This is a genomic window from Aeribacillus sp. FSL K6-3256 (genome assembly GCF_037965805.1).
GTDB lineage: Bacteria > Bacillota > Bacilli > Bacillales > Aeribacillaceae > Aeribacillus > Aeribacillus composti.
The window spans coordinates 1499418-1525341 of record NZ_CP150188.1; the positions used below are offsets into that span (position 1 = coordinate 1499418).

Sequence of the window (25924 nt, forward strand, 5' to 3'; positions counted from 1 at the left end):
AACTTGTCAGTTAAATATGGAATTTTGACATTGTTATACCAAAAAAAACATCATGGATACGAATTGAAATTAGAATTGGATTCCCTTTTTGGCATTAAAGGCAAAATTAATCCCGGTCAGATCTATACTACGCTTGATCGCCTGATTCGTGATCAACTTGTCTCGTCCGCAGGAATGGACGATCAGGAAAGAAAATTATACGAGTTAACACCAAAAGGTAAAGATGAGTTGGAAAAATGGTTGCTGGAACCGGTGCCATACACCACGACAAAAGAAGATTTTTTCTTTAAATGGAGCTGTGCCCGCAAAATTAATTTTGCTCAGGAAAAGAAAATGCTTGAACAGCAAAAAGCGGTGGTGATTAAAGAAGTGATGGAATTGACCAAATTAAAAACAGAGCTGCTGCTTCAGGGTGACGAAAGCAAATATTTATTGATCACCGGTATTTTATTGCATTTAGAGGCGGATTTAAACTGGATAAATCAAGTTGAAAACCGAATCCATTAAAAGCCGCCAAGTTCAAAGAAAAGTGCGGGCCAGCATAAATAGGATGAAAGGAGAATGGGCTTAGGATTGCGATTCTGGCATATCATTGGGAACTGTTTATCGTAGCGGAAGTGTTGTCTGTCATCTTTCGATATTTTGTTAGAAAACCAAAAACTCAGTATTTTGCTGAAAGCTGAAGCTTGGCTCGGGTTGTATGTATATCTGCAAATAGGTGAGATTTCAACGTTTCTCATTGTTATTACTATATTTGTCATTTATGCTTGTACTTTTGGAATATCCGATTTTATCAGGCTAGATCAATAAAAATCGGTCAGCTGCGCGGTGTTGAGCTGTTAACAGATGAAGAAATATGAAAAGATAAGACAAAACCGTGATGCGAAATATATCGAAAAAAATCGTATATCCTCGCTCATTCACCTGGTGTTATTCGTTGTGATTCCAGCAATATTTTGGTCTATGGGGACGGACGAAACACTTAATAATGAAAATATGAAAGAAGAAAGTAAAAAGACCCCGGCTGGGGCTGCTCCTGTCAAAGAAGATTTCTAGGAGTATATGGATGAAGCAGTACAAATTCATTACTTAAATTTGGCGAAAAATCCTGGTGCTTACAAAAATAAAAAGGTTGTATTCACAGGAAAAGTTATTCAAATTATTGAACATGGGAACAACATTACTTTTAAAGTGAACGTCGATAAAAGTATAGACGGCGTTTGGAAAAATGCGATAGTCGTGAATTACCGAAATGCAAACAAAAAAAGCCATCTGCTTGAAAATGAAATGATTACTTTTTGGGGAACCGTCAAGGGATTAAAAACTTATCAGTCTTCGGGAAAACAAGTAACAATCCCTGAAGTGTACGCAAAGTATATAACGATAATGGGGAATGAAAAATAAGTAACTGAAGCGAACTCGCTATCGAACAGTTTCATGTACGAGGATGTGGAATTAAAAGAACCTTACCGGAGCTATCTAAGCAGGTGATAGGTAATGAAAGCCAAGTGTTATGTTCATCAATTTTAAATTCATCGTAACGCTTTCTATTAATTCTAAGTCACTTATGATCGTGTACAATTTTAAACCGTTGACTCGGAACAGTATATCCGTCCCGAGTTTTTCTTTATATTCTAAAAACTTAAGCTCTATTTTTTGTACTGTGAAAGCTAATTCTTTAGATTCAAATCGCTCTTCTTCACACTGCCATATGGATGGTGATCTTGACGTATAGTGGAAATTTCATTGAACATGGCACGATTGATGTCAGAAGCTAACAAGCCAGACCTTGATTGTTTTTCAGAAGCATTTTCCGTACTCCTTTTTAGAAAAGCTCTCCACTTGATCATTTTCCATCGTTTTCGGCGGAAAAGTGTGTTCAGAAGAATCCCTTGCCAATCATAAGATATAAGATCAAAATAGGAAGAAGTGTTGCAATAGTTCCGAATATCATCCAGAGCCATGACACCCGACGGTACGCTTCCGTGTTGAACTCATTTTCCTCAGTTTGAGCGCTGAGCCGTATCATCTTTCGCTGTAAGGGGAGAAGCACCCCTGCCCAAAGTACTCCTGTCAATACAAACAATATTAATGACAAGGTCAGCCAATTAAATCCCGAAATAAGATACCCCGTTCGAACGGCCATCCAAACTCCGGATGTGATGATGAGCAGCAGTCCCGGAATTGTGAAAACGAAATCGGCAAGCATGACGTTTTTGGCGGCACTATGAATTAATTCACGATTCCCTGTTTGATCTGCCCGCATTTTCCAAAAAGCCGTAATGATAATATTGCCTAAAAAAAGGACAACTCCGACAATATGCATAAATAACAGAAATTCCATATGCCTCCTCCTACCTTTCTTCCTTTGGCTGAAGCATGCCAGACATCAGCTCAGCAAAATCTTTATGATGAAAGAAATGTTTCTTTGAATCAATGGCGCCGCGCATTCGCAGACCAAATGAAATGAGCATAAACAACTCTGCTGTTTTATCGGCATCAACGGACTGAGGGATTACCCCTGCCTCTTGCCCAGCAGCTATCCATAATTTGGACATATGAATGGCTTGTTCATAATACTGTTGGAGTATGTTCTTGACATCAAGCTGATCGCTTTTTCCGAGAAGATACATTAGTACTTGATTGCCGGGATCTTGAGGATTTTCCAGATCCGACAATCGGGCGGTAATTTCATGCATCGGTTCTTCAAATGATTTCTTTTGCGAAGCCTTATTAAAAAAGCGCCCGTTAATTTCGTCCAGCCTATCTTCCAACACCCAGCTGAAAAGCTCGTCTTTGCTTTTTACATAATGGAAAATGGCTCCTTTAGACAAACCGGAACGCTCCATAATGTCATTGAGCGTTGTATTGGTGCACCCTTTTTCACAAATTAATTCTTTCACAGCGTCCAGCAGCAATCGTTTCGTTTGTTCTCGTTTCTGTTCTCGCTTCAATCAAGTTTCCTCCCGATGTTATGCAACTATTTATAATCAATTATAAAAACCGACCGTCGGTTTGTAAATAAATTGTTTTATTTGGTCAAATGCCTCTTATTGATAAATGATCATAGTTTTATCGCTATACTTTGTGTTGACATGATTGTCACTTCCATCTCTAAGGTGACTTCTTCTTCTATATGCGGGTCTAATCTTTTAACTAATGCAAAATACTCCATCTCTAGCCCCCTCTTCTTACTCAACAGAATTGATTATCGGAATGTTTTTGCCGTTTATAGTTTTCCAAAACTTCTTGCCACTTTGAGTATGATAAGTGGTAATTCACCATTATTGTTCGTACCTACAAACTCAAATTTAGCTTTACCATCTCTGTTGTTACCCATAAATTTCACGTATCCTGTTCTAGTCTCTCCTTTATATTCATATTGTACCTTAATTCAGTACTCCCAAATTTGGTGTTTAGTCTACTTGACCTTAATTTTATTGTCCAGTTTAGTGTAGCCGATTCACAATTCGAGTAAAAGACCATGTAGGAAGTTGTGTCTATGATCTAGACTAACATCAGTTAAGGGGAGAAAAAGAGTTAAGAGTCGACTAGGATAAAGCCAAAGCCGTACAACGAGTGTTTGAGTTAAGAGAGCAACATAGAGAAATGTACAGTAAATCTATCAATCATAGGGAGTGTCTATAATGGCTAGACGTTTTGATAAGTGGTCGAGGAAGGAAAGGTGATCGCTCAAACCGCAAGACAACTCGATATTTCATCAAAAACTCTTCATAAATGGGTCGCAGATTATAAAAAAGATGCCGAACATAGTTTTGTCGGAAGCGGAAACCTTAAACCAGAAGATCAAGAAAAGCGCGAACTTCAAAAGCGCATTCGGGATCTGGAGGAGGAAAACACCATCTTAAAAAAGGTCATGAGCATCTTCGCCAAAAACCAGAAGTAATTTATGAATTCCTTCATACGCATAGAAAAGAGTTTCGTGTGGCGAAGATGTGCAAAGTCCTAGGTATTTCAAGAAATGGATATTATGCATGGGTCAAACGCCCAGAAAGCCAACAAAAGAAAAGACAGGAAGCGTTGAAAAAACAAATCAAAAAGATTCATATCGAGTCAAGAGAAACGTATGGCAGCCCAAAAATCACAAAAAATCCTTCAGAAGCAAGGGGTTGAGGACGGTCGCCAGAATCATGAAAGATGGTGATATTCGTTCAAAAACAAAGAAAAAATATAAGGCAACCACGAACTCGAAGCATCATTGGCCGGTGTATCTGAACTTATTGAATCAGCAGTTTGAAGCAGATGAGCCGAATCAAGTATGGGTGGCGGATATTACGTATATTTGGACGAAAGAAGGCTGGTTGTATTTAGCCTCCATCATGGATTTGTTTTCTCGTAAAATCGTAGGCTGGTATCTTTCCGAGCGTATGACAAAGGAGTTATCGGTCCATCCATCAGCGAAGTCCTCAACCTGGTCTGATTCACCATTCGGACCAAGGGGGGGCAGCATGCATCGAATGAATCCCAAGCCATGTTGAGGCAATACGGCATACAGACGAGCATGAGTCGAAAGGGAAACTGATATGACAACGCATGTGCCGAATCGTTTCACAGCATCATGAAAAAAGAACTTATTTTCCACGAAACCTTTACGACAAGGGAAGAAGCGAGACAACGGATTTTTGAATACATTGAGTGTTTTTATAATGCCGAGCGAATTCATTCCGCTAATGAGTACATGTCCCCAATGGAGTATGAGAAGATGCATCGGCAAGGCAAAAAGCAGCAACGTTTCTCACCATAAGTTACGATATAAGGGACATCTTTCCTCTTGAGAAGAGGAATGGTTTACCAAACCGTTCTCCTTCTCAAGAGGCCACCAAACGAAGTGCGGTAGTAGGATTTTAAATTTTTCTCGATTTTACGTGTCTATTTTCTTGACATAATACCATTAGACCCTTATGAGTCAGAGCCTTATTCCCGTATAAAATACCTATATTTAGATTACTTTAACTTCTAAAAAGTCACATCCTGTTATATTATTTTTCTCTATTAGTTCTCTAAGTTCTTCTGATATGAATATTGGAATTTCATCACCCTTGAGTTTAATAATATGCTTTGATTGTATCGCCTCCTTACATAAAGCATATTTTTTTATACTATATATACTTTCACCATCAAGTTCAAACACACTATAATCTGAATTTTCTAAGTTTAATGCATCGACAACATTCAAAATGTTAGCTACCGAAAAACCTTTTAAAATTTTGTTTTCACCTTTAATCACTACATTTATAGGCAGATATTGTATACCATCATCTACTTTCTCTAAAATCGCTTTAAATCTTTCAGAAACTATAAACCACCCTAAATTGTTTGCTAAATAATCTGTTAATCTTTCTCCTTCTTTAGGGTCAAAGTAAAAGGTGATTTCGCTATTCCAATTATGAATATACTTACCTTCCGATAATTCATATTGTTCAAATCCCTTTGTATCTATACAGTATGCTACTACATCTCTATCATCACTATCATCCATTAGCAACTTATAAAATCTCATTATTTCTTCCTCCAATAATCTTTATAAAGCATCTCCGGGTTCTTTCTAATTTCCTGTTTTACTTGTTCGAATAATCTTAAAAATTTCCTTTTATCCCCCTTAGCTATTTTATCAAAAGTTCTAATATTGCTTAACACATACTCGTGATAAGCATTTGGATGTCTTCCATGATGAGGTAGTAATTCTATATTCCAAACGTCATCCAAATCTAGTCCATATTTTTTCGTTATAGCCTCTATTTGTGGAGTATATTTTTTACTTATTATTAGTAGCATAATGATGTTTTTGTAAAGGTTTACCTGCACCCTTAGTGCTAAGTTCAACGCCATCGTTGCCTGCTTTACTTACGCCTAAATTTACCTTTGTCTTCTCACTTAGATAAGCTCGAACTTTATTCTCCAATCCATTGGTGTTTTTGGGCGGAACTTTAACGTTCTCAATCCCTTCCATGGCAAATCCCATTTGCCGGTCAGGGATTGTATTTTTCAAATTGGTCAGGGCGTTGTCTACGAACCGGCCGGCTTTCAGTGCATTATTTGCGCTTTTGTTTTTCAAATGGTGCGGGATTTCTTTTGCCAAGCTTTTAGCATTTCTAATGCGGGGGAATATGCCTTTTTCCGCACGAAATGTTCTTATTTTAGGTCATAGGAACCGATCGAATAGACCTAAACCAATTTTTCCTGAATGAAACGTTAAAAATATGGTCTCACTCTACCTTCAATTGAATGAGAAGGGAATGAGCCGGATGTTTACTTTATTAAAACAGATGGGTCAGGTAAAACGGTTGATACAACATGGATTTCATTGCCGGCAGGCAAACTTTGAAATCTGTTTTAAACGGAAATAAAAAAGAGTCGTCGACCCCCAATCGTGCAAAAATCCCCGGGGATCGACGACTCTTTTAAATCTTCATTGAGCCCAAGAAAATCAAAGATTTGATAAAATTTCCTACTTTCGTTAAAATAAAAATAACCAGTCAAGCATTAAAAATGAAATGCTTATTTAACAAATTTTTTGGGGTTTTTATCTTAACTATGAGGAATTGAAACGGAGTTTGTCTTGTTTCTGAATTTCTGGTTTCAACGGTTTTTATCTTAACTATGAGGAATTGAAACCATCTCTTGATGGTGTACGTCTCATTGAAGTCTTTGAGTTTTTATCTTAACTATGAGGAATTGAAACTTGACATACATCAACGTTTGAATGAATGCTTCTCTTGGTTTTTATCTTAACTATGAGGAATTGAAACACAAGTTTGAAACAGTTACACCTTTTCTATCTGCAGTTCTTATCTTAACTATGAGGAATTGAAACATCTAAGTATTCTTTCGATGTCATCCATGTTCACTGTTTTTATCTTGACTGTCAGGAATTGAAACTTTTGTTTTCTATCGTCGAGGTAAATCTTGATGGCTAGGTTTTTATCTTAACTATAAGAACTTAAATCTCATTCATTCGGACTGGTTCACAACACGCAGGGCAACGTTTTTCATAACTTATTTACTACCCTTTCTCCTTGACAGATGTCTGTAGGAGAAAGGGTTATTTTATTGGCGAACATGATGTAGAAGATTCCTTTTTTTCTCGTTTTGGATTAAATGGACTTGTCATATGATCGTTTGTGACTGATTTTTGTCATAAAACGATCATTTTTGAATGTTTTTGATAAAAAATGATAGATTTTCGAAAGTGCTTACACTATAATGAAATTAGAGAAAGAGAAAACATCCAGATGGGAGTTGATAAGGCTGCTAACACCAGAGAGACACCGGATCATTTTAGAGCTGTTGGAACAAAAGGGAGTCGTCAAAATTCAAGAATTGGTGGAGGCAACCTCTTCGTCAGAATCTACGATTCGAAGAGATTTAAGCCAATTAGAAAAAGAAAAAAAGTTAAAGAGAGTTCATGGCGGAGCTTCCTTATTTCAACAAAGAAGTGAAGAGCTGAGCATCTCCGAAAAATCGACAAAGAATTTAGAAGAAAAGCGGATGATCGCTCAATATGCAGCGAGTCTCATTCAAGATGGTGATTGTATATATTTGGATGCGGGTACAACCACCTTTCAAATGATCCCGTACATTTCTGCTCAAAAAATAAAAGTAGTAACAAATGGATTAACCCATTTGGAAGCACTGCTTGAACAAAATATCGAAACCTATTTAACGGGTGGTTATGTGAAAAAGACCACAAGAGCTCTCATCGGTAAGGGGGCTCAAGAGGGGCTGCAATCGTATCGTTTTGATAAGGCCTTTATGGGTGTTAACGGCATCCACCTTGAGTTTGGTTATACAACTCCTGATCCAGAAGAAGCGGCTGTGAAAAGCCTCGCAATGAATCTCTCACAAAAGTCATTTGTTCTGGCTGATCATACAAAATTTAATGAATTTACCTTTTCAAAAATTACAGATTTAAATGATGCCGTCATTATTACAGATGAAATTGATCAAGAAATCTTAGAAGAATTTTCAGCCAAAACCGCAGTAAAGGTTGTGAAATAATCATGATTTATACGGTTACCTTAAATCCATCGATTGATTATCACGTCCGTATTAATCACTTAAAAATAGGAGAATTGAACCGAGCGGAAGAAACACTTTACTTCCCGGGAGGAAAAGGGATCAATGTGTCCCGCGTATTGAAACGCCTTGGTATCGATAGTGTTGTATTAGGGTATGCAGGCGGTTTTACAGGAGACTTTCTTAAGAATGCATTAATTAGTGAAAATATTGCCATCGATTTCACTGAGGTGGAAGAGCCTACCCGGATCAATATAAAGCTGAAAGGAGATCAAGAAACGGAAATTAACGGGAATGGACCTGCCATCTCAAAAGAAAAGCAGGAAAAGCTATTATCAAAAATTTCTTCTTTGAATAAAGATGATGTTTTAGTGCTTGCTGGCAGTTTGCCTCCAACAGTTCCTGAAAATTTTTACGAGACGATAGCATCGATTTGTCAGGAAAGGGAAATACCGTTTGTCGTTGATACATCAGGACCGAGTCTAAAACGGTTGATACCTATGAGACCTTTTTTAATAAAACCGAACCATCACGAATTAGGAGAGTTGTTTCATGTAAACATTGAGACGGTAGAAGATGCAATAAAGTACGGAAAGAAGCTGCAAAATGAAGGAGCAAGGAATGTAATCGTTACCATGGGAGGAAACGGAGCAGTATTGATTAATGCTGATCATACCGTATTGGCCAAAGTCCCAAAAGGTAACGTGAAAAATACAGTAGGAGCTGGGGATTCAACTGTTGCCGGTTTCTTAGCCTCCTATATTCAAAACCATGACGCGATCAAAGCATTCCAACACGGCGTCAGTGCCGGAAGTGCAACAGCATTTTCAGAAGATTTATGTACAAAGGAAAGCGTGGAACAGCTTCTTCCAAATATTCGCTTGGAAATTTATCGGTAAGGAGGATTGTATAATGAAAATCACGGATTTATTAACGAAAGAGACGATTATATTAGATTTACAGTCTGCTACCAAAATGGAAGTACTTAATGAATTAATAGAAACGCTTGCGAAGGCAGGGAAGCTTCACGATAAAGAAGCGTTTAAGGAGGCCATCCTTGCTCGTGAATCTCAAAGTACGACTGGAATTGGCGAGGGGATAGCGATTCCGCATGCTAAAACGAATGCAGTTAAACAGTCTGCGATCGCATTCGGTCGTTCAAAAGCAGGCATTGACTTTGAGTCTTTAGATGGTAAGCCCAGCCATTTATTTTTCATGATTGCAGCTAGTGAAGGCGTCCACAATGCTCATCTAGAAACACTTTCCCGTTTATCGACATTGTTAATGGATCAAGAGTTTCGTAAAAAAATTGAATCAGCCAATTCTGCTGAGGAAATCATTGAAATTATCAATGAAAAAGAAAAGGAAAATGAAGAAGAGAGCGAGCAGACCGATTCTAAAAAAGGAAAAATTTTAGCCGTTACCGCTTGTCCGACTGGTATTGCTCATACGTATATGGCAGCGGATGCTTTGAAGACAAAAGCGAAAGAGTTAGGCGTTGACATTAAGGTTGAAACGAATGGTTCAAGCGGTGTCAAAAATAAGCTGACGCCAGAAGAGATCGAAGAGGCAGACGCAATCATTGTGGCTGCAGATAAGCAAGTGGAAATGGACCGTTTCGATGGCAAACATGTCATTGAAGTCCCTGTTGCACAAGCCATTCGCCAACCAAAAGAGTTGATTGAACGAGCATTAAAGAAAGACGCACCTATTTACAAAGCTTCGGGAAAAGAAACAAATTCAGCGTTTCAACGGGGAGAACGAAAAGGATTTTATAAGCACCTCATGAATGGGGTTTCAAACATGCTGCCATTTGTCGTTGGCGGCGGTATCTTGATTGCCATTTCATTTATTTTTGGGATTAAAGCGTTCGATCCGAACGATCCATCTTACCATCCGATTGCTGAAGCATTGATGACTATTGGCAGCGGAAATGCCTTTAAATTAATGATTCCTGTTTTAGCCGGATTTATTGCCATGAGTATTGCGGATCGTCCGGGATTTGCTCCGGGAATGGTCGGAGGATTTTTGGCAGCAAATGGGGAGGCCGGTTTTCTTGGCGGATTAATTGCCGGTTTCTTAGCCGGATATTTAGTCGTTCTTTTAAAACGAATCTTTCAGGTGCTGCCGCAATCATTAGAAGGGATTAAGCCAGTTTTACTATATCCTTTATTCGGTATTTTAATTACAGGTTTTATTATGATGTATGTGGTGAATGATCCTGTTAAAGCGATTAACGATGGATTGAAAGCTTGGCTGGAAGGCTTAGGAACTGGGAACTTAGTTCTTTTAGGTTTGATTTTAGGGGGAATGATGGCTGTAGATATGGGAGGTCCGATCAACAAAGCAGCCTTTACATTCGGTTTAGCGATGATTGATGCAGGAAACTACGCCCCGCATGCTGCGATTATGGCTGGCGGTATGGTTCCTCCATTAGGACTAGCCATTGCAACAACTTTGTTTAAAAAGAAGTTTACAAAAGCAGAACGAGAAGCAGGAAAAACGTGCTATATTATGGGGGCAACCTTTATAACAGAAGGAGCCATTCCTTTTGCCTCAGCTGATCCAGGACGTGTAATTCCATCGATTATCGTAGGTTCCGCAATTGCCGGTGCGTTAACGATGGTATTTGGAATTGGTTTGTCAGCACCGCACGGAGGCATATTTGTCATCCCGTTTATAAGCGGCAGTCCATGGTTATATGTACTTGCTATTTTAATTGGTTCATTTGTAACAGCTCTTATGGTCGGTTTCTTAAAGAAAGAAGTAAAAGAATAAAAGACTAATACGAGCAGCAAATTTCTTTTAAGGGTTCGGATCTAGGGTCTGAACCCTTTTATGTGTGCGCCCGGCATGGGTGTAATCTATAGGGTGAAAGTCCCGAGCTGCGAAGGCAGAAGTAGCAGTTAGCTTAACGCAAGGGTGTCCGTGGCGACGCGGAATCTGAAGGAAGCGAGCGGCAAACTTTAAGGTCTCTCGGAACACGAACTTCATATGAGGCTAGGTATCACTGGGTGAGTTTGCACAACAAAACAAAGCCCTTTCTGCCGAAGGTGATACAAAGTAAATGAAGCAGATGGATGGAAGGAAAGATTACACTCTTACCCGGGGAGGTCTGGCTGGCAAGCCAAGTAACCTTGGTAACCTATCTAGTGATAGATAGCTGAACAGTCAGAAGTCAGCAGAAGTCATAGTACTCTTTCAAGCTCGAGATGGAAGAGGAAGGACTGAACAATTAAGGAGAACGAATCGCTAGGCATTCATCTTCTGTGTGGAAGCAGACAATCCGATAGGACTTACTTGAAGGAGGAAGTGGTGAATCCCACGGGGGACTTCAAGAGGGTGGAGCAGAAGATGGCACAAATAGAAGAATTCGTTCACGTGGAGAGGATATCAATGTTGATGGAAATGATTTTGTCACGGGAAAATCTCCTGGCGGCACTGAAACGAGTCGAACAGAATAAAGGAGGTCACGGAGTAGATGGCATGTCCGTAAAAGACCTACGAAGACACCTCTACGAAAATTGGGACTCCATTTGACAGTCGTTGAGAGAAGGAACCTACAAGCCCTTACCCGTCCGTCGAGTCGAAATCCCGAAACCGAACGGTGGAGTAAGGCTTCTAGGGATCCCTACCGTGACGGATCGTTTCATCCAACAAGCGATTGCCCAAGTGTTGACGAAAATCTTTGATCCGACCTTCTCGAACCTAGCATGGTTTCCGCCCAGGTAGAAGGGGACATGATGCGGTTAGGGAAGCAAAGGGTTATATCAAAGAAGGATATCGTTGGGTAGTCGATATAGACCTAGAGAAATTCTTTGACAAGGTGAATCACGACAAACTGATGGGGATCTTGGCGAAAACGATCAAAGATCGAATTCTACTGAAGGTAATCCGCCGGTATCTTCAATCAGGCGTGATGATCAATGGAGTGGTAATGGAAACGGACATGGGAACGACCGTCTCTAGTGAAAATACAATACAATAATAATTTGACAGTTTATTATTGTCACAACCAGTTAAAAGCTTACCCCCACTTTCTCGCCACGAGAATGCGTTCTCACGTGCTTTAAAGTGTACTCGAAGGGTATTAATGGTTTAGTCGCTTTACCATGCATATCTGCCAAACTCCATGTAGGTAGAACCATCATAAACTCTGAAATTAATGTTCAGTTATTTTAAGAGCGAAACCATTAATAATAAAAAGAACCTTGAAAGGCATATAGCCAATCAAGGTGCATAACTATTTTATTCAAATATTGTTTATTTTTCTTACCCACAATTCTATAATTTTTTTTAGTTCAATCGTTTCAATTATGCATTCTTCTTCGTCCTCACTGTAATTATCTATTATTTTGGTGATGTCCTTTTTAATTTCTAACGTACAGTTATTACCCGTACATTCCTCATAGCTAGATTCACCTTTTAAAACCTTGTGTATTAAATTTATCCACGGTTCACCATTGCGTTGAATATCCCCCATAAGAAGAATTGCTACAGGTGAAATACAACTCGGAACGTTTACTTCCAATCCTTTATCATTCTTCTTAAAACTAATTTCATATTTCATAATACCCCCCCTAATACATCGGATATACCGTCTTAACTTTACCCTCGGAATCTAATCTCATTTGTATTCTCATACCATTAGGTAATGTACCCTCATACAAGTTATCCTTAATTAATCTCTTTGATGTTAGTCTAAAAATTGGACACGGAGAACAGGGAGATTATAATAAACTTAATTACAATAGGTTCGAGGTGTCCAATCATGAAAAAGAGAACATTTGATCAAGAATACAAGATTCAAGCGGTGAGTTATGCTTGGAGGGGGACAAGTCCATCGCCCAAGTGGCAAAAGAGTTAGGTTTGGCTTACAACACTCTTCATCGTTGGGTCAAAGAATACAAAGAAAGCAACGGAAAGAGTTTTGTGGGTTCAGGCAACATCAAGCCACAAAATCAAGAAATCATCGAGTTACGCCGTCGCAATCAAGAGTTGGAGGAGGAATTAGCGATCCTAAAAAAGGCGTTAGGTATCTTCACCAGAAACCAGAAGTAATTTACGCCTTCATTTTTCAACTTTCAACACCGTAATGAATTTCTTGTTGTGAAGATGTGCCAAGTTTTCGGTGTTTCAAGAAGTGGGTATTACGACTGGCTCAAGCGTGCGAAAAGTAAACAGAAAGAACGAAAAGAACAACTCACTCAACAAATTCGAAATGAGTATCTAAAGTCCCGTAAGATTTACGGCAGTCCGAAAATTACGCAAGAACTACGCAAACAAGGGATTCGTGTGTCTCAAAAGACGGTCGCTCGCATCATGAGCGAAGAAGGCTTGAGTCCATTACCGTCCGTAAATTCAAAGCCACTACGAACAGTAACCATCCTTACAACGTATATGCCAATCTATTGAAACAGAACTTCCAAGCAACGGCTCCGAATGAAATATGGATGGCAGATATTACGTACATTCCTACCGACGAAGGCTGGTTGTATTTAGCGAGTATCATGGATTTATATACTCGTAAGATTGTAGGATGGTATATCGATACACGAATGACGAAAGAGTTAGTCATCAAAGCGTTACAACGGGCTCTAAACAGCGAAAAACCAACGGAACGAGTGATTCATCATTCGGATCGTGGGAGCCAATATGCTTCGAATGACTATCAGCAACTTTTACAGGAACATCATTTTCAAGTGAGTATGTCGAGACGTGGAAACTGTTACGACAATGCTTGTATGGAGTCGTTTCATAGCCTCATCAAGAAAGAGTGTATTTATCTGAATCGATTCCGCACGCGAAAAGAAGCGAAACAAGCCATTTTTGAGTATTAATCATACCTTTGCCCCATACACCGAGACCGACCAGATCGCCAATGCCTTTCTTCGTCTTTTCCCATTTAGAAGGGATATACTTGACATTCACTGCCTTCATGCCTCCGATTGAAACGAAATGGATTCCAACATGTGGAACAGCCTTCTGTTTCATTATAAGAGAAAATATGTAACTTTTGGTAAATAGGAAGAAAAAAAGGGAATTTTAAGTAAAAACTACCAATCATTTTTCAGATCATGTTCTTATTTTAGATCGTAGGAACCGATCGAATAGACCTAAACCAATTTTTCCAGAAAAATGTTAAATATGGTCTCACTCTTCCTTCAATTGAATGAGAAGGGAATGAGCCGGATGTTTACTTTATTAAAACAGATGGGTCAGGTAAAATGGTTGATACAACATGGATTTCATTGTCGGCAGGCAAACTTTGAAATCTGTTTTAAACGGAAATAAAAAAGAGTCGTCGACCCCCAATCGTGCAAAAATCCCCCGGGGATCGACGACTCTTTTAAATCTCCATTGAGCCCAAGCAAATCAAAGATTTGATAAAAATTCCCCTTTTCGTTAAAATAAAAATAACCAGTCAAGCATTAAAAATGAAATGCTTATTTAACAACGTTTTTTGGGGTTTTTATCTTAACTATAAGGAATTGAAACAAACCTTCTGGCAGAAGGGATCACGCTCACAAAACGCTGTTTTTATCTTAACTATAAGGAATTGAAACCGGTATCTGTCAGGTACCCACCCGGCAAACCTGGTGTTTTTATCTTAACTATAAGGAATTGAAACTTCAAATGACTTTAACGCCTATCGTTAGGCAATATGGTTTTTATCTTAACTATAAGGAATTGAAACACTTCTGCCCCTTCACGCTCTGCCCATTTTTTTATTTTCGTTTTTATCTTAACTATAAGGAATTGAAACTGGAGTGTTCAGTTCTGCCTAGAGCGAGTGCAAGAGATGTTTTTATCTTAACTATAAGGAATTGAAACTTGAGGTGATTGGATGGCAGTCAGCTATGCGAATCGAGTTTTTATCTTAACTATAAGGAATTGAAACTTGAGGTGATTGGATGGCAGTCAGCTATGCGAATCGAGTTTTTATCTTAACTATAAGGAATTGAAACTTGAGGTGATTGGATGGCAGTCAGCTATGCGAATCGAGTTTTTATCTTAACTATAAGGAATTGAAACACAGCAACGCCAAACGCAAGTAAGAATTATATTGAGTTTTTATCTTAACTATAAGGAATTGAAACTGCAGAATCTTGCACGATGTTCACGTCTTCTCCGAAGTTTTTATCTTAACTATAAGGAATTGAAACATGCTTCCACAATATCGTAATGAGCCTGTTCTTCAGTTTTTATCTTAACTATGAGGAATTGAAACTAACATCTGGAAATTGCCATGTCGTATTTTTGATCAAGTTTTTATCTTAACTATGAGGAATTGAAACCCTGTCTTATCAAGAAAAACAGCCACTGGAGACTTGGTTTTTATCTTAACTATGAGGAATTAAGCCCCTGTATCTAAAAAATATGCTAGTCTACTAATAAGTGAAGCTATGAATGAGCGCTAGACGAATACAAAAGGAGCGCATGAAATGACGTGTAAAGAACCTAAATTTACAAAAAGTCCTTTCTTCGTTGATGAACCGGGTAACTGGCACCTAAAGCCTGGAGCGCCGGAAGACATAGTAAAAGAGTTTAATGAATATATGGAAGCCCAAAAAATGTGTGTAGAAGCTCCGAAGTTAGACGAAGCAGAGTTAGAAAAAATCCTTTCAGAGCTAAAAAAACTTTGAACGACTCTTTTTTCTACTGGCTGCTTCCCGTACAAGTATCAATAGGGTCTTGGGGCAGTTGTGATGGAAAACGCGCAGAATTTCACATTCAGCGCTGTAAAGCAGCTGGTTTAATCTTAACGAAGCTTTGGCATTGTCAGGGAAACACATCATTTATATCGGTGTGTATTCTTTCATAATACATTAACAAATCCTTCGGGTAAGAAATGTTAAAGTGGAGCGAATGATTGCAAAAATATGAGTGATGAAAACCGTAATGATTGCAAGGACCAATTAGTAACAAATTGGCAAAAAAACCTAATCTGTGAATCAACGCCACAACGCGTTGATTCTTTTTTTCGCGCTTTTCGATATGAAACAAATTTGTATTTAGCGTTTTCTAAATCGAATTCTTGAGTCCAAAGTGATAAACATTAAGACTAAAGAACTGTCTCGTCATTTAACTTTTAAAAAAGAGAAGAATTTGGTATGATTATAAACAATAATGATAATCATTATCATTTATAATCTTTGTGTTAAAATATTTTCCTTGCTGTTCCTCCAATATTTGAAAAGAAATGAACATGCTAGTTGACATAAAGATACAACTAATTAGGAAGGTGGAAGCTGATGAGTGGACATAGTTTTGTTGTAAAAGAGGCTTCGAATAATTTATCTTTAGATGACTTGTCTTTTAGACTTCGAGATATTGAGTTATTAAAACGGAATGGAAATTTGCAAATTGAGCAGCAGCTAACCTTCTCACATGTTCTTATCATTGTGGTGAACGGACATGGACAATTGACGCTGGGCACAACCGAGTATCGGATTCAACAAAATCATGTGTATGCGTGTATACCTGGAGAGACTTATGGAGGTGAAATACAGGCTCTCGATGAAACAGAAATCTACCTGTTGAAGTTTGAGGTGTTCCGATCAACCGATCAAAGGTATGAATGCATGGTAAATGAGAAAGATGGACGTTTATTTTCTCTGCAAGGTGAAATTCAAGTGTTCCCTTTTGATCAACTCACCTCATTGTGCAAATCGATCTTTCAATATTGGGATAGTGATGACGAGCTGGAACGCTTCCGCAGTCAGTTTACTTTCCAAAAATTGCTCTATATTATTTTGAAAAGCCGATCTTTTTTACACAACAGATCGTCCGCAGCGCTTGAACTGGCAAAGGACTATATGGACCATTATTATTATGAGAATTTGTCCATCGAGCAATTGGCAGCAATCGCAAAAATCAGTCCGAAATATTTTGTCGATTTATTTAAAAAAACGTACGGAATTAGTGCTATCGACTATTTGACAGAGCTGCGGATCAATAAAGCAAAACAGCTTATGGCACAGTCTCATGCCAAGCTAAAAGATATTGCCCATCAAATCGGCTACAACGATGAATTTTATTTTAGCCGCAAATTCAAGAAGCAGGTTGGAGTTACACCAACACATTATATGAAAAGACGACGCCGTAAAATAGCTGCTTATCGCTCTCCCATTACCGGTCAATTGCTGGCTCTTAAAATCATCCCGTATGCTGCGCCGCTTCATCCGAAATGGACCGCTTATTATTATAAGGAGTATCGTACAGATATTTCTGTCCATCTCAATGCTTATCGGAATGGGCAAAAATGGGAGTCCAACATCGAAAAGCTGCTTCAAGCAAAACCTGAAGTAGTCATAAGTACGGATGATCTAGATGAAATGGAGAAAGAAAAATTATCTCGGGTTGCTCCAATTTATTATATTCCGTGGCAGGAGAAAAATTGGCGGGAACAGCTGCTGCTGACAGCTGAATTTTTAGGTGAAACGCAAGAAGCTGAGGACTGGCTTAAAAACTATGACAGAAAAGTAAAGCATGCACGAGAATGGGTGAAAAATAAAGTGAAGGACGATACTTTCCTCATTTTACGAATTTCCAAACAGAATTTGTATGTTCATTGCAATCGGAGTATTACTGATATTTTATTTCACGATTTGCAGCTGGCATCTGCGTATGATTGCAATCAATTAGCCTGCGATGAACGAATGACAATAGATCAGTTAATTGAATTAGATCCTGATCGGCTTCTCTTGCTAATTCGCCAAGAAGAAGAAACGTTAGCTTATTGGAAAACTTTGCAATATTCGTTGCCATGGCAAGAATTGAGTGCAGTTCGTAATAATCGCGTTTATTTCATTTCCTCAGATCCATGGCTGGAGTATTCTGCCAGCGCGCATGAACGAATAATTGACGAAATGGTAAGTCTTTTTTCTGGAAATCGTCCAAAAAGAATTCTGGATACTGTCCATGGTCATATATAAGAAAGACTTTTTATAATTAAAAATGATAATTATTATCAATTGGATGATAGGAGGACATTCTATATTATGAAAAGAAAACTGCTTTACTATGGACTTATCACGCTAATTATTCTTTTATTGGCGGCTTGCGGCGGTAATAAGGAACAAACCAGCAGCACAGGGGGAGATTCAAGCAGTAAAACGGAGCAGAAGAAGGAAGCTGAGTCAAGTGAAACGAGAACGATCAATTACCTCGGCAAAGAATATACAGTTCCTGAAAACGTAGAAAAAATTGTAATCACCGGCAGTATGGAAACGATGGAGGATGCGCTCGTATTGGGCGTTGAGCCTGCTGGAGGCATCACGGTTGGGGGAAAGTTCCCGGAAATGTTCAAGGATATTACAGCTTCAACCGTTTCGATTGGGGAGAAGGCACAGCCAAACATTGAATCGATCCTGAAGCTGAAACCGGATGTCATTTTCGCAACGACAAAGTTTAAACCAGACGTTATTGAAAAATTAGAGAAAATTGCTGTCACGATCCCGGTTTCTCATATATCAACAAATTGGGAAGATAACCTGCGATTATTGGCTGAACTTACGGGGAAACAGGATCTAGCAGAAAAAGTTTTAAAGGAATATCAAGATGACCTCGAAAAGGCGAAAGCACAAATAGGCGAGAAGTTCAAAGATAAAAAAGTAGCTATCGTTCGTATTAGAAGCGGTAATATTATGATCTATTCGAAAGATATATTTTTCAACCCTTCGTTATACGAAGATTTAGGATTTACCGTACCGGAAGAAATCCAAAATGCCAAAGCGCAGGAAGTGATTTCGTTAGAAAAATTTAGCGAAATGAATCCGGATTATCTCTTTGTCCAATTTTCAGAGGATGAGAACCAAGAGAATCCAAAAGCACTAGAGGAATTGCAAAAGAATCCGATCTGGAAAAGCATTAATGCAGTTAAAAACGACAAAGTATTCGTAAACGTTGTGGATCCGTTGGCACAAGGCGGTACAGCATGGAGTAAAATTCAATTCTTAAAAGCAGCGACTGAAAAATTGGCAAATGAATGATGTAGGGCGGGAATCATAATATGCGCTTAAAGATTCCTATATCCATTCTCATTTTATGTTCTTCGCCTATTGCGTTTGTGCTCATAGTTCTATTATCTATACTTTATGGAGCGAAAGATATAAATTTCGAAACGGTTTGGGAGGCGTTCTTTCATTTTGATCCGGAAAATGTAAATCACCAAATTGTAATACATTCCCGTTTGCCAAGAGCGATTGGAGCACTTTTAATCGGAATTTTCTTGGCCATATCTGGATCGATCATGCAGGGAATGACGAGGAACTATCTTGCCTCCCCTTCGATTTTGGGAGTTTCTGACGGATCGGTTTTCGCTATTACACTTTGCATGATTTTCATGCCGGATGCATCATCTTTGAGCATGATAATATTTTCACTACTCGGTTCAGCCATTGCTGTTGGCTTCGTCTTCGGCGTGGCGTCGCTTATGCCAAACGGAATGTCACCCGTTCGAATGGCGATCATCGGAACTATTATTGGAACGTTTCTCAGCAGTATTTCCGCTGCCTTGTCAACGTATTTTCAAGTATCGCAAAACATCAGTTTTTGGTATAATGCCCGGCTGCATCAGATGGATCCCTTTCTAATAAAACTTGCGATTCCTTTTGCAATTGTCGGGATCATAATGGCTCTTTATATTTCCAAATCGCTCACAATTCTTTCTTTAGGTGAAGAAGTTTCTGTGAGTTTAGGACAGAAAACGGTGTTGGTCAAAGCGTTAGCAATGGCCAGCACCGTCATTTTGACTGGTATTTCTGTTGCCTTGGCAGGAAATATTGGATTTGTTGGTTTAATCATTCCGCACATAACCCGATTTTTAATTGGAATCGATTATAGGTGGGTTATTCCTTGTGCCGGAGTACTTGGAGGTATTTTTTTAGCACTGTCCGATATTTTAAGCAGATTTTTGAATTACCCGTTTGAGACTCCTATTGGAGTTGTCACTTCCCTAATCGGAGTTCCTTTCTTCCTCTATTTAATTTACAAGAGAGGAGGAGGAACATATGCATAAACAAATGGCGAGACGATTTTGGACAGTGATGCTGATCAGTATAGTCTTTATTTTTGCTGCAATATATGTCAGCTTAACAAACGGTGAATTTGATATTAAAGTTATCGATATAGTAAAGACTTTGCTGCGGGTTGATCCCAATTCTGAGCATGATTTGGTCATATTTGAATTTCGCTTGCCCCGTATTTTAATAGCTTCATTGATTGGATTTGGTTTCGCAGTGGCGGGTGCAACCTTACAGGGGATCAGCAGAAATGGACTTGCAGACCCTGGCGTTTTAGGAATCAATTCAGGGGCAGGAGCCGCTATCGTTATTTTTATGCTCTTTTTTGAAGGGCAAATAACGGGAAGCGGATGGCTGTCAACTTTGGCGATGCCGCTGTTTGGTTGGATAGGCGGACTGGCTTCAGCACTATTGATTTATTTATTCTCATGGCGAAATGGAAAACTAGATTCCGAACGAGCGATTTTGGTTGGAATTGCAATAGGATTTGGGTTTGGGGCCTTGTCTATGTTTTTATCCTTGAAAATGAACCCTCAGGATTTTGAAATGGCGACAGTTTGGTTGAATGGAAGTATATGGAATGCTAATTGGAAATACATTGTCTCTATTTTGCCTTGGCTCGTCATATTAGTTCCTATTATTATAAAAAAATCGTATATACTCGACTTGCTTCAATTAGGAGAAGATAGAGCAATAGGACTGGGAATTCGTACGGAAAAAGAAAAAAATGTGTTCCTTTTATGCAGTATCGGAATTGTGAGCGCTTGTGTCTCTGTGGCAGGAAACATTGTATTTGTCGGTTTGATAGCACCGCACATCGCCAAGCGTTTGGTCGGAATCCATCATTTTTGGCTAATTCCCGTCAGCGGAACGGTCGGCATGCTTATGGTCATTGTCTCCGATTATATTGCCAGAACTGTTTTTTCTCCAGCTGAATTGCCAGTCGGGATAGTCATTTCCATCATCGGTGTTCCTTATTTCATTTATTTATTATTTAAAGATAGTAAAAAATGAAACGTGGAATTGTGTAAATGATTCATAAGTTCAAAGGTCATCCCGCATCATCTGACCTAATTATTTTCATATAGATGAGAATCATCGTTCGGCACCATTTTGGCATTACTAAGCGATGTCTTAAATACTAGGTAAAGTCTTATGAACCATAGAAGGTGATCCATTCAAAATATCGGCTACCCATCAGGTTGTTTTAATGAAGGAAGAGCCCGTTTTGCCCGTCAGAGAATAGAGTACCAGTTGCGAATACATATGTTTGTCGGCTTTGGAAAAGAGATTGAAATGTTCATTTGGAGGGTTGTAATTTTTGCCCCGATGATATCAATCCATGATATGGAGGCGTTTAACCATGCATAGGAAAAAAGATAAACAAGCTGATGTGATGGACAAAGATACTGCTGGCCGAGAAGTTAGCATTCCGAGTACTGAACAATTTTTAATACGTTCAAAAGAAAATCGGCAATACAAAATTTTGCTTGGTATACCTGATGTGCCTCCTCCTCCTTCAGGCTTTCCAGTTATTTATTTCTTGGATGCTAATGCTATATTCGGAACAATGTTTGAGGCAGTCCGTATCCAATCAAGGCGGCCCGAAAGGACAGGAATCGTTCCAGCACTAGTAGTCGGCATCGGTTACCATATCGAAAAACCGTTTTCTCCTGAACGCTACTATGATTTTACACTGACTCCGCCAGCTTCGGAATTGTATTCGAGACGAGAGGGGACAGACAGACCAGAATATGGCGGAGCGGAACAGTTTTTGCAATTTATTGATGGGGAGCTTAAACCGCTGATCGAAAGCAGGTTCAAAATTGATAAAGACAGACAAGCGATTTTTGGTCATTCACTCGGCGGCCTCTTCGTATTACAAACATTGTTTACAAAGCCGTACGCCTTCAATACGTATATCGCAGGCAGCCCGTCCATTCATTGGAATAAATCGCTTCTACTTGGTGCAGAGCAAAAATTTATCTCTAGTCTAGAAAATGATAAGCATCATATACGATTATTAATCACTGTAGGAGAATTGGAAAAATTCCATAAAAGCGGCATGAATGCGAACGCTAAAGAGCTTGCAGAACGACTATTACGACTCGGTCAAAACAATTTTCACGTGGAATTTAAAGAATTTGAGGATGAAGGCCATGTGTCCGTGCTGCCGGCGTTGATTAACCGTGCTGTGAGGTTTGCACTAAGCGAAAAGCAGGGCACATAATCTGTCAAGGCTCTTATCATGCTTAATAAAGAGAGCGAACTTTTTTCAAAAATTTGAACTGAACCCAAAAAGTTAGACACGGAAATTTAGGCAACTGTTTGGGCATGAATTCGGTATTACACCGGACTCATGCCTTTTAATTTTGCCTTATATGTGATTCAGGATGGAATTTTTGGAAGAAACTCATCAATTTTTTGAAGTGGGAATGTCGAGAAATAAATGGACATTTCAAAAATATGTGATTTTGAATTATTTTTGTTCGAAATAATATTTACAAAAATAGCGAATATATGTATGATAGGAAAATAAAAATAGTAATCATTACGATTTAGGAAGGTGAGAAAATGTTTCGATATTTTAAAAGCATATTAATACTTTTAACAACAATTTTTTTGCTTGTCGGATGCTCACAGTCTTCCTCAAAAGAAAAGGAGAAGAGCAGCAAAGAATTAACATTGCTTTTTAACTTTCCAACCAACACACTCGATCCGCATTTAGACACGAACTATACGATAGTTCGTGCGGGAGTAGGAGAGACGCTTGTCAAAATTAGTGAACAGCAAAAAATTGAACCTTGGCTTGCAGAAGAATGGAAAAGTAAAGATGGGAAAAACTGGACGTTTAAAATTAGAGAAGGTATTACATTCCATAATGGGAAAAAAGTTGATGCTCAAGCGGTGAAGGCCTCGTTAGAAAGAGCAATCAACGATAGTCCATCTGTTCAAGCGGCATTAAAAATCAGCAAAATGAAAGCCGATGGTCAATTGTTAACGATTCAAACGGAAGAAGTATTCCCGCAATTTCCTTCAGAACTCGTACATCCAAATACAGCGATCGTCGATGTTGATGAAAAAGATATTGATAAAAGGCCAATCGGTACGGGGCCATTTAAAATTACTTCTTTTGAGCCTGGGGTAGAGCTGAAGGTCGAACGATTTGAAAAGTATTGGGATGGCAAAGCAAAGCTTGAAAAAGCAACATTTGCTTTCAATGAGGATGCCAATGCACGGAAAATGGCGCTTCAATCAGGAGATGCGGACATTATTTTTAGACCGCCGGTAGAAAATCTTGAAAAATTAAAAGAAGAAAATGTAAAAATAGAATCAGTTCCAAGTTTGCGTACACATCAGCTGTTTTATAATATGAAGAGCTCCTATATGAAAGATGAAAATGTGCGCAAGGCGATGGATGCTTTAATAGATCGGAAGGAAATTGTTGAACATATTTTAAATGGACATGCCGTTGAAGCGAAAGGTCCTTTTTTCGCTGGTTCTCCGTTTGCGCCATCCTATGAAGAAAAGGAAAGCGGAATAGAGGTGGCGAAACAGTATTTTAGTAACGCAGGCTTTCAAGTAGAAGACGGAAAAGTTACGAAAGACGGAAAGGCCGTTCGGCTTAAAGTGCTAACATACGCATCGCGTCCTGAACTTCCTTTAATTGTACAAATTCTCCAATCAAAGGCGAAGGAACTTGGCATAGAGATGTCGATTCAGCAAGTGGAAAATATTGATGAGTATTTAGCGGCCAATGATGATTGGGATTTTGCTACATACAGCAGTGTGACGGCTCCGCGCGGAGATGCGGCATACTTTTTGAATGCGACATACATGCCGAACGGAGCGCTGAACTACGCGAGTATTAACCATCCAGAATTAACAGCTAGCATTCAACAATTGAACCAAACGGTAGACGTGAACGAACGGAACAATTTGGCGAAGAAAGCATTAAAAATCATTGATCAGAAGACTCTCCATTCCTTTATCGTACATCCAAATATTATTGTTGCCTATCGTGACGGAGTAAAAAATTGGGTGACTAGTAAAAGCGAGTATTATATGTTAACAAAAGATTTGGATGTGGAAGGGTAAATGATTCAAGTAGCGAAACGATTCATAGAGTTCATCATATTTTTACTTCTGCTGTCTTTCATTAGTTTTATATTTATAAAACTAGCACCTGGCGATCCTGTCAAACAGATGCTTCAAGTAGATGAAGTGTCCGTTACGAAAGAACAAATTGAAGCGCTAAGAGAAGAACTGAAGTTACATGAACCTATATACGTTCAATATTGGTATTGGTTGAAACGATTTTTCGAGTTTGATTTAGGCCATTCCTATATAACAAAGCAGCCGGTAGTTTCTGAGTTGTTATCAAGGTTTCCTGCGACCATTACGCTCACATGCACTTCTTTAATCGTAATGATTCTGATTTCTATTCCTTTAGGCACTTTATCTGCACTCTATAAAAATAAATGGGTGGACCATATATGCCGTTTGTTTGCACTAGTCGGTTCATCCATCCCCAGCTTTTGGCTGGGGCTCCTTTTCATTGAATTATTTGCCGTTCAATTAGGGATATTGCCAAGCATGGGAAAGGGAACGATTCAACACGTCATCCTGCCATCCCTTACGTTAGGAATCGCGATGTCAGCTGTTTATGTCAGATTGCTGCGTTCCAGTTTACTAGAAAGCTTGAATGAGGACTATGTGAAAGCGGCAAGGGCAAGAGGGATTAGTGAAAAACGGATATTTTTATTCCACGTTTTCCGCCGTTCTTTAATTCCTGTCATAACGATTTTTGGTATGAGTCTTGGGAGTTTAATAAGCGGCACAGTTGTCATTGAAGTACTGTTTGCATACCCGGGAATTGGAAAAATGGTGGTAGATGCGATTATTCGCCGGGATTACCCGGTCATTCAAGGGTATGTATTGTTTATTACGATTTTGATTGTCTTGATTAATATATTCGTTGATATTTGCTGCCGTTATTTAAACCCTGAGATACGTTTAAAAGGAGTAGAGAGACGTTGAAAATGTTTAGACAAATGTATTGGACGCACTCACGAACGCTTCTTTTTATACTATTTGCCTTTTTTCTTGTCATCTTGACAGCTCCGCTGCTTGCTCCATATGATCCGTTGCAAATCAATATGAATGAACGTCTGCTGAAACCAAGTGCGGAGCATTTTTTCGGAACGGATTATTTGGGGCGAGACTTATTTTCTCGCATACTAGCGGGAGGGCAAGTAACGGTCGGAACGAGTATTCTCGTATTGGGCATTGTTTTGTTGATCGGCGTTCCGTTAGGCATGTTTTCAGGATTTGTCGGAGGCCGTTTCGATCGTTATTTGATGAGAATCATAGACGCTTTTCTAGCTTTCCCTGATTTTATTGTCGCAATTGTACTGAGCGGTATTTTAGGCCCCGGTATGTTAAATTTAATTTTTGCAATCGTTGTAGCGAAATGGGGAAGCTATGTGCGGCTTGTCCGCAGCACGGTGTTATCTGAGAAAGAAAAAGATTACATTTTAATGGCGGTTGTCAATGGTTTAAGCACATTTCAAATTATTCGTAAGCATTTGCTGCCCCATGTCGTGGGAAATGTGTTCGTTTTAGCGACGTTGGATCTTGGAAAAATTATTTTGTTGATCGCTTCCTTATCTTACATCGGCTTAGGAGCGCAGCCGCCAACTCCTGAATGGGGGGCGATGCTGAACGAAAGTACACCATATTTTCACACCTCGCCATATTTAATGTTTATTCCTGGAATTGCCATTATGTTTACTGTTCTAGTTTCTAATTTAGCTGGTGATGTATTGCGAGACCGTTTTGATGTAAAAGGATAAAGGGGA

22 protein-coding genes, 2 pseudogenes and 2 CRISPR repeat arrays are annotated in these 25924 nt (G+C 39.0%); of the genes and pseudogenes, 19 read left to right on the top strand and 5 right to left on the bottom strand.

Annotated elements, in window-relative coordinates; genetic code table 11:
• Positions 1-3 precede the first annotated feature (3 nt).
• The 3 genes from NSQ84_RS07260 (at position 4) to NSQ84_RS07270 (ending at position 1404) form a co-directional block, all read left to right on the top strand.
• The gene (locus NSQ84_RS07260; protein WP_063386906.1) at positions 4-507 is read left to right on the top strand and encodes a PadR family transcriptional regulator; all 504 of its coding nucleotides are present in this window, start codon (positions 4-6) and stop codon (positions 505-507) included.
• Between the two features lie 339 nt (positions 508-846).
• Complete coding sequence (locus NSQ84_RS07265; protein WP_339212506.1) at positions 847-1056, top strand: hypothetical protein; 210 nt, start codon at positions 847-849, stop codon at positions 1054-1056.
• 6 nt (positions 1057-1062) lie between these two features.
• Positions 1063-1404: a hypothetical protein gene (locus tag NSQ84_RS07270; protein WP_339212509.1), complete on the top strand. Its 342-nt coding sequence runs from the start codon at positions 1063-1065 to the stop codon at positions 1402-1404.
• Positions 1405-1879: 475 nt separating this feature from the next.
• Here the strand turns inward: NSQ84_RS07270 and NSQ84_RS07275 are convergent, their stop codons facing one another.
• Both NSQ84_RS07275 and NSQ84_RS07280 read right to left on the bottom strand, forming a co-directional pair.
• Positions 1880-2344, bottom strand: coding sequence for a DUF2269 family protein (locus tag NSQ84_RS07275; RefSeq protein WP_327874025.1), 465 nt, complete (start codon positions 2342-2344; stop codon positions 1880-1882).
• A gap of 10 nt (positions 2345-2354) precedes the next feature.
• Entirely contained in the window at positions 2355-2954 is a 600-nt protein-coding gene (locus tag NSQ84_RS07280) for a TetR/AcrR family transcriptional regulator (RefSeq protein WP_066249000.1), read from the bottom strand.
• A gap of 713 nt (positions 2955-3667) precedes the next feature.
• Between NSQ84_RS07280 and NSQ84_RS07285 the strand changes: the two are divergent.
• Positions 3668-4765 (top strand): annotated as a pseudogene (locus tag NSQ84_RS07285) (IS3 family transposase).
• Positions 4766-4960: 195 nt separating this feature from the next.
• On the opposite strand, the gene NSQ84_RS07290 reads toward NSQ84_RS07285, so the two are convergent.
• Both NSQ84_RS07290 and NSQ84_RS07295 read right to left on the bottom strand, forming a co-directional pair.
• Positions 4961-5521 (bottom strand): DUF1629 domain-containing protein, encoded by a 561-nt coding sequence (locus NSQ84_RS07290; protein WP_130158177.1) that lies wholly within the window; start codon positions 5519-5521, stop codon positions 4961-4963.
• Between the two features lie 255 nt (positions 5522-5776).
• On the bottom strand, positions 5777-6100 hold the full coding sequence (locus NSQ84_RS07295; protein ID WP_339212512.1) for a hypothetical protein: 324 nt from the start codon (positions 6098-6100) through the stop codon (positions 5777-5779).
• Positions 6101-6539: 439 nt separating this feature from the next.
• A CRISPR array of direct repeats spans positions 6540-6968; the repeat unit is 30 nt; unit sequence GTTTTTATCTTAACTATGAGGAATTGAAAC.
• A gap of 301 nt (positions 6969-7269) precedes the next feature.
• On the opposite strand from NSQ84_RS07295, the gene NSQ84_RS07300 reads away from it, so the two are divergent.
• The 4 genes and pseudogenes from NSQ84_RS07300 to NSQ84_RS07315 form a co-directional block, all read left to right on the top strand.
• Complete coding sequence (locus NSQ84_RS07300; protein WP_094245600.1) at positions 7270-8019, top strand: DeoR/GlpR family DNA-binding transcription regulator; 750 nt, start codon at positions 7270-7272, stop codon at positions 8017-8019.
• A gap of 2 nt (positions 8020-8021) precedes the next feature.
• On the top strand, positions 8022-8936 hold the full coding sequence (pfkB, locus tag NSQ84_RS07305; RefSeq protein WP_130158789.1) for a 1-phosphofructokinase: 915 nt from the start codon (positions 8022-8024) through the stop codon (positions 8934-8936).
• A 13-nt stretch (positions 8937-8949) separates the two neighbouring features.
• Positions 8950-10815, top strand: a complete 1866-nt coding sequence (locus NSQ84_RS07310; protein WP_339212514.1) for a fructose-specific PTS transporter subunit EIIC — start codon at positions 8950-8952, stop codon at positions 10813-10815.
• A 618-nt stretch (positions 10816-11433) separates the two neighbouring features.
• Positions 11434-11995 (top strand): annotated as a pseudogene (locus tag NSQ84_RS07315) (reverse transcriptase domain-containing protein); the annotation flags it as partial.
• 294 nt (positions 11996-12289) lie between these two features.
• On the opposite strand, the gene NSQ84_RS07320 reads toward NSQ84_RS07315, so the two are convergent.
• Positions 12290-12607, bottom strand: coding sequence for a hypothetical protein (locus NSQ84_RS07320; protein WP_063389469.1), 318 nt, complete (start codon positions 12605-12607; stop codon positions 12290-12292).
• Between the two features lie 254 nt (positions 12608-12861).
• On the opposite strand from NSQ84_RS07320, the gene NSQ84_RS07325 reads away from it, so the two are divergent.
• From NSQ84_RS07325 to nikC, 11 genes are all read left to right on the top strand, one after another.
• Positions 12862-13098, top strand: coding sequence for a transposase (locus NSQ84_RS07325; protein WP_327874106.1), 237 nt, complete (start codon positions 12862-12864; stop codon positions 13096-13098).
• Between the two features lie 284 nt (positions 13099-13382).
• Positions 13383-13877 (top strand): IS3 family transposase, encoded by a 495-nt coding sequence (locus NSQ84_RS07330; RefSeq protein WP_339212757.1) that lies wholly within the window; start codon positions 13383-13385, stop codon positions 13875-13877.
• A gap of 628 nt (positions 13878-14505) precedes the next feature.
• A CRISPR array of direct repeats spans positions 14506-15401; the repeat unit is 30 nt; unit sequence GTTTTTATCTTAACTATAAGGAATTGAAAC.
• Positions 15402-15482: 81 nt separating this feature from the next.
• Complete coding sequence (locus NSQ84_RS07335) at positions 15483-15683, top strand: hypothetical protein (protein ID WP_130157852.1); 201 nt, start codon at positions 15483-15485, stop codon at positions 15681-15683.
• Positions 15684-16292: 609 nt separating this feature from the next.
• Positions 16293-17975 (top strand): AraC family transcriptional regulator, encoded by a 1683-nt coding sequence (locus NSQ84_RS07340; RefSeq protein WP_327873966.1) that lies wholly within the window; start codon positions 16293-16295, stop codon positions 17973-17975.
• Between the two features lie 66 nt (positions 17976-18041).
• Positions 18042-19031 (top strand): ABC transporter substrate-binding protein, encoded by a 990-nt coding sequence (locus NSQ84_RS07345; protein WP_339212517.1) that lies wholly within the window; start codon positions 18042-18044, stop codon positions 19029-19031.
• 20 nt (positions 19032-19051) lie between these two features.
• A complete protein-coding gene (locus tag NSQ84_RS07350; protein WP_063388262.1) occupies positions 19052-20059 on the top strand; it encodes an iron ABC transporter permease in 1008 nt (335 codons plus the stop codon).
• Positions 20052-21077, top strand: a complete 1026-nt coding sequence (locus NSQ84_RS07355; RefSeq protein ID WP_063388261.1) for an iron ABC transporter permease — start codon at positions 20052-20054, stop codon at positions 21075-21077. Before NSQ84_RS07350 ends, NSQ84_RS07355 begins: the two co-directional genes overlap by 8 nt.
• Positions 21078-21426: 349 nt before the next feature.
• Positions 21427-22293 (top strand): alpha/beta hydrolase-fold protein, encoded by an 867-nt coding sequence (locus NSQ84_RS07360; RefSeq protein ID WP_327873965.1) that lies wholly within the window; start codon positions 21427-21429, stop codon positions 22291-22293.
• Between the two features lie 344 nt (positions 22294-22637).
• On the top strand, positions 22638-24161 hold the full coding sequence (gene nikA / locus NSQ84_RS07365) for a nickel ABC transporter substrate-binding protein (RefSeq protein WP_339212520.1): 1524 nt from the start codon (positions 22638-22640) through the stop codon (positions 24159-24161).
• The gene (gene nikB / locus NSQ84_RS07370) at positions 24162-25103 is read left to right on the top strand and encodes a nickel ABC transporter permease (protein WP_066248451.1); all 942 of its coding nucleotides are present in this window, start codon (positions 24162-24164) and stop codon (positions 25101-25103) included.
• A gap of 2 nt (positions 25104-25105) precedes the next feature.
• A complete protein-coding gene (nikC, locus tag NSQ84_RS07375) occupies positions 25106-25918 on the top strand; it encodes a nickel transporter permease (RefSeq protein ID WP_133309130.1) in 813 nt (270 codons plus the stop codon).
• Positions 25919-25924 lie beyond the last annotated feature (6 nt).

Excerpts from the sequence above, each read along its gene's own strand:
- nikC (WP_133309130.1), top strand. The coding sequence starts at position 25,106 with ATGTTTAGACAAATGTATTGGACGCACTCACGAACGCTTCTTTTTATA.
- NSQ84_RS07320 (WP_063389469.1), bottom strand. The coding sequence starts at position 12,607 with ATGAAATATGAAATTAGTTTTAAGAAGAATGATAAAGGATTGGAAGTA.
- NSQ84_RS07345 (WP_339212517.1), top strand. The coding sequence starts at position 18,042 with ATGAAAAGAAAACTGCTTTACTATGGACTTATCACGCTAATTATTCTT.
- NSQ84_RS07335 (WP_130157852.1), top strand. The coding sequence starts at position 15,483 with ATGACGTGTAAAGAACCTAAATTTACAAAAAGTCCTTTCTTCGTTGAT.
- NSQ84_RS07265 (WP_339212506.1), top strand. The coding sequence starts at position 847 with ATGAAGAAATATGAAAAGATAAGACAAAACCGTGATGCGAAATATATC.
- pfkB (WP_130158789.1), top strand. The coding sequence starts at position 8,022 with ATGATTTATACGGTTACCTTAAATCCATCGATTGATTATCACGTCCGT.
- nikA (WP_339212520.1), top strand. The coding sequence starts at position 22,638 with ATGTTTCGATATTTTAAAAGCATATTAATACTTTTAACAACAATTTTT.
- NSQ84_RS07290 (WP_130158177.1), bottom strand. The coding sequence starts at position 5,521 with ATGAGATTTTATAAGTTGCTAATGGATGATAGTGATGATAGAGATGTA.
- NSQ84_RS07350 (WP_063388262.1), top strand. The coding sequence starts at position 19,052 with ATGCGCTTAAAGATTCCTATATCCATTCTCATTTTATGTTCTTCGCCT.
- NSQ84_RS07360 (WP_327873965.1), top strand. The coding sequence starts at position 21,427 with ATGCATAGGAAAAAAGATAAACAAGCTGATGTGATGGACAAAGATACT.
- NSQ84_RS07355 (WP_063388261.1), top strand. The coding sequence starts at position 20,052 with ATGCATAAACAAATGGCGAGACGATTTTGGACAGTGATGCTGATCAGT.
- NSQ84_RS07340 (WP_327873966.1), top strand. The coding sequence starts at position 16,293 with ATGAGTGGACATAGTTTTGTTGTAAAAGAGGCTTCGAATAATTTATCT.
- NSQ84_RS07310 (WP_339212514.1), top strand. The coding sequence starts at position 8,950 with ATGAAAATCACGGATTTATTAACGAAAGAGACGATTATATTAGATTTA.
- NSQ84_RS07275 (WP_327874025.1), bottom strand. The coding sequence starts at position 2,344 with ATGGAATTTCTGTTATTTATGCATATTGTCGGAGTTGTCCTTTTTTTA.
- NSQ84_RS07270 (WP_339212509.1), top strand. The coding sequence starts at position 1,063 with ATGGATGAAGCAGTACAAATTCATTACTTAAATTTGGCGAAAAATCCT.
- nikB (WP_066248451.1), top strand. The coding sequence starts at position 24,162 with ATGATTCAAGTAGCGAAACGATTCATAGAGTTCATCATATTTTTACTT.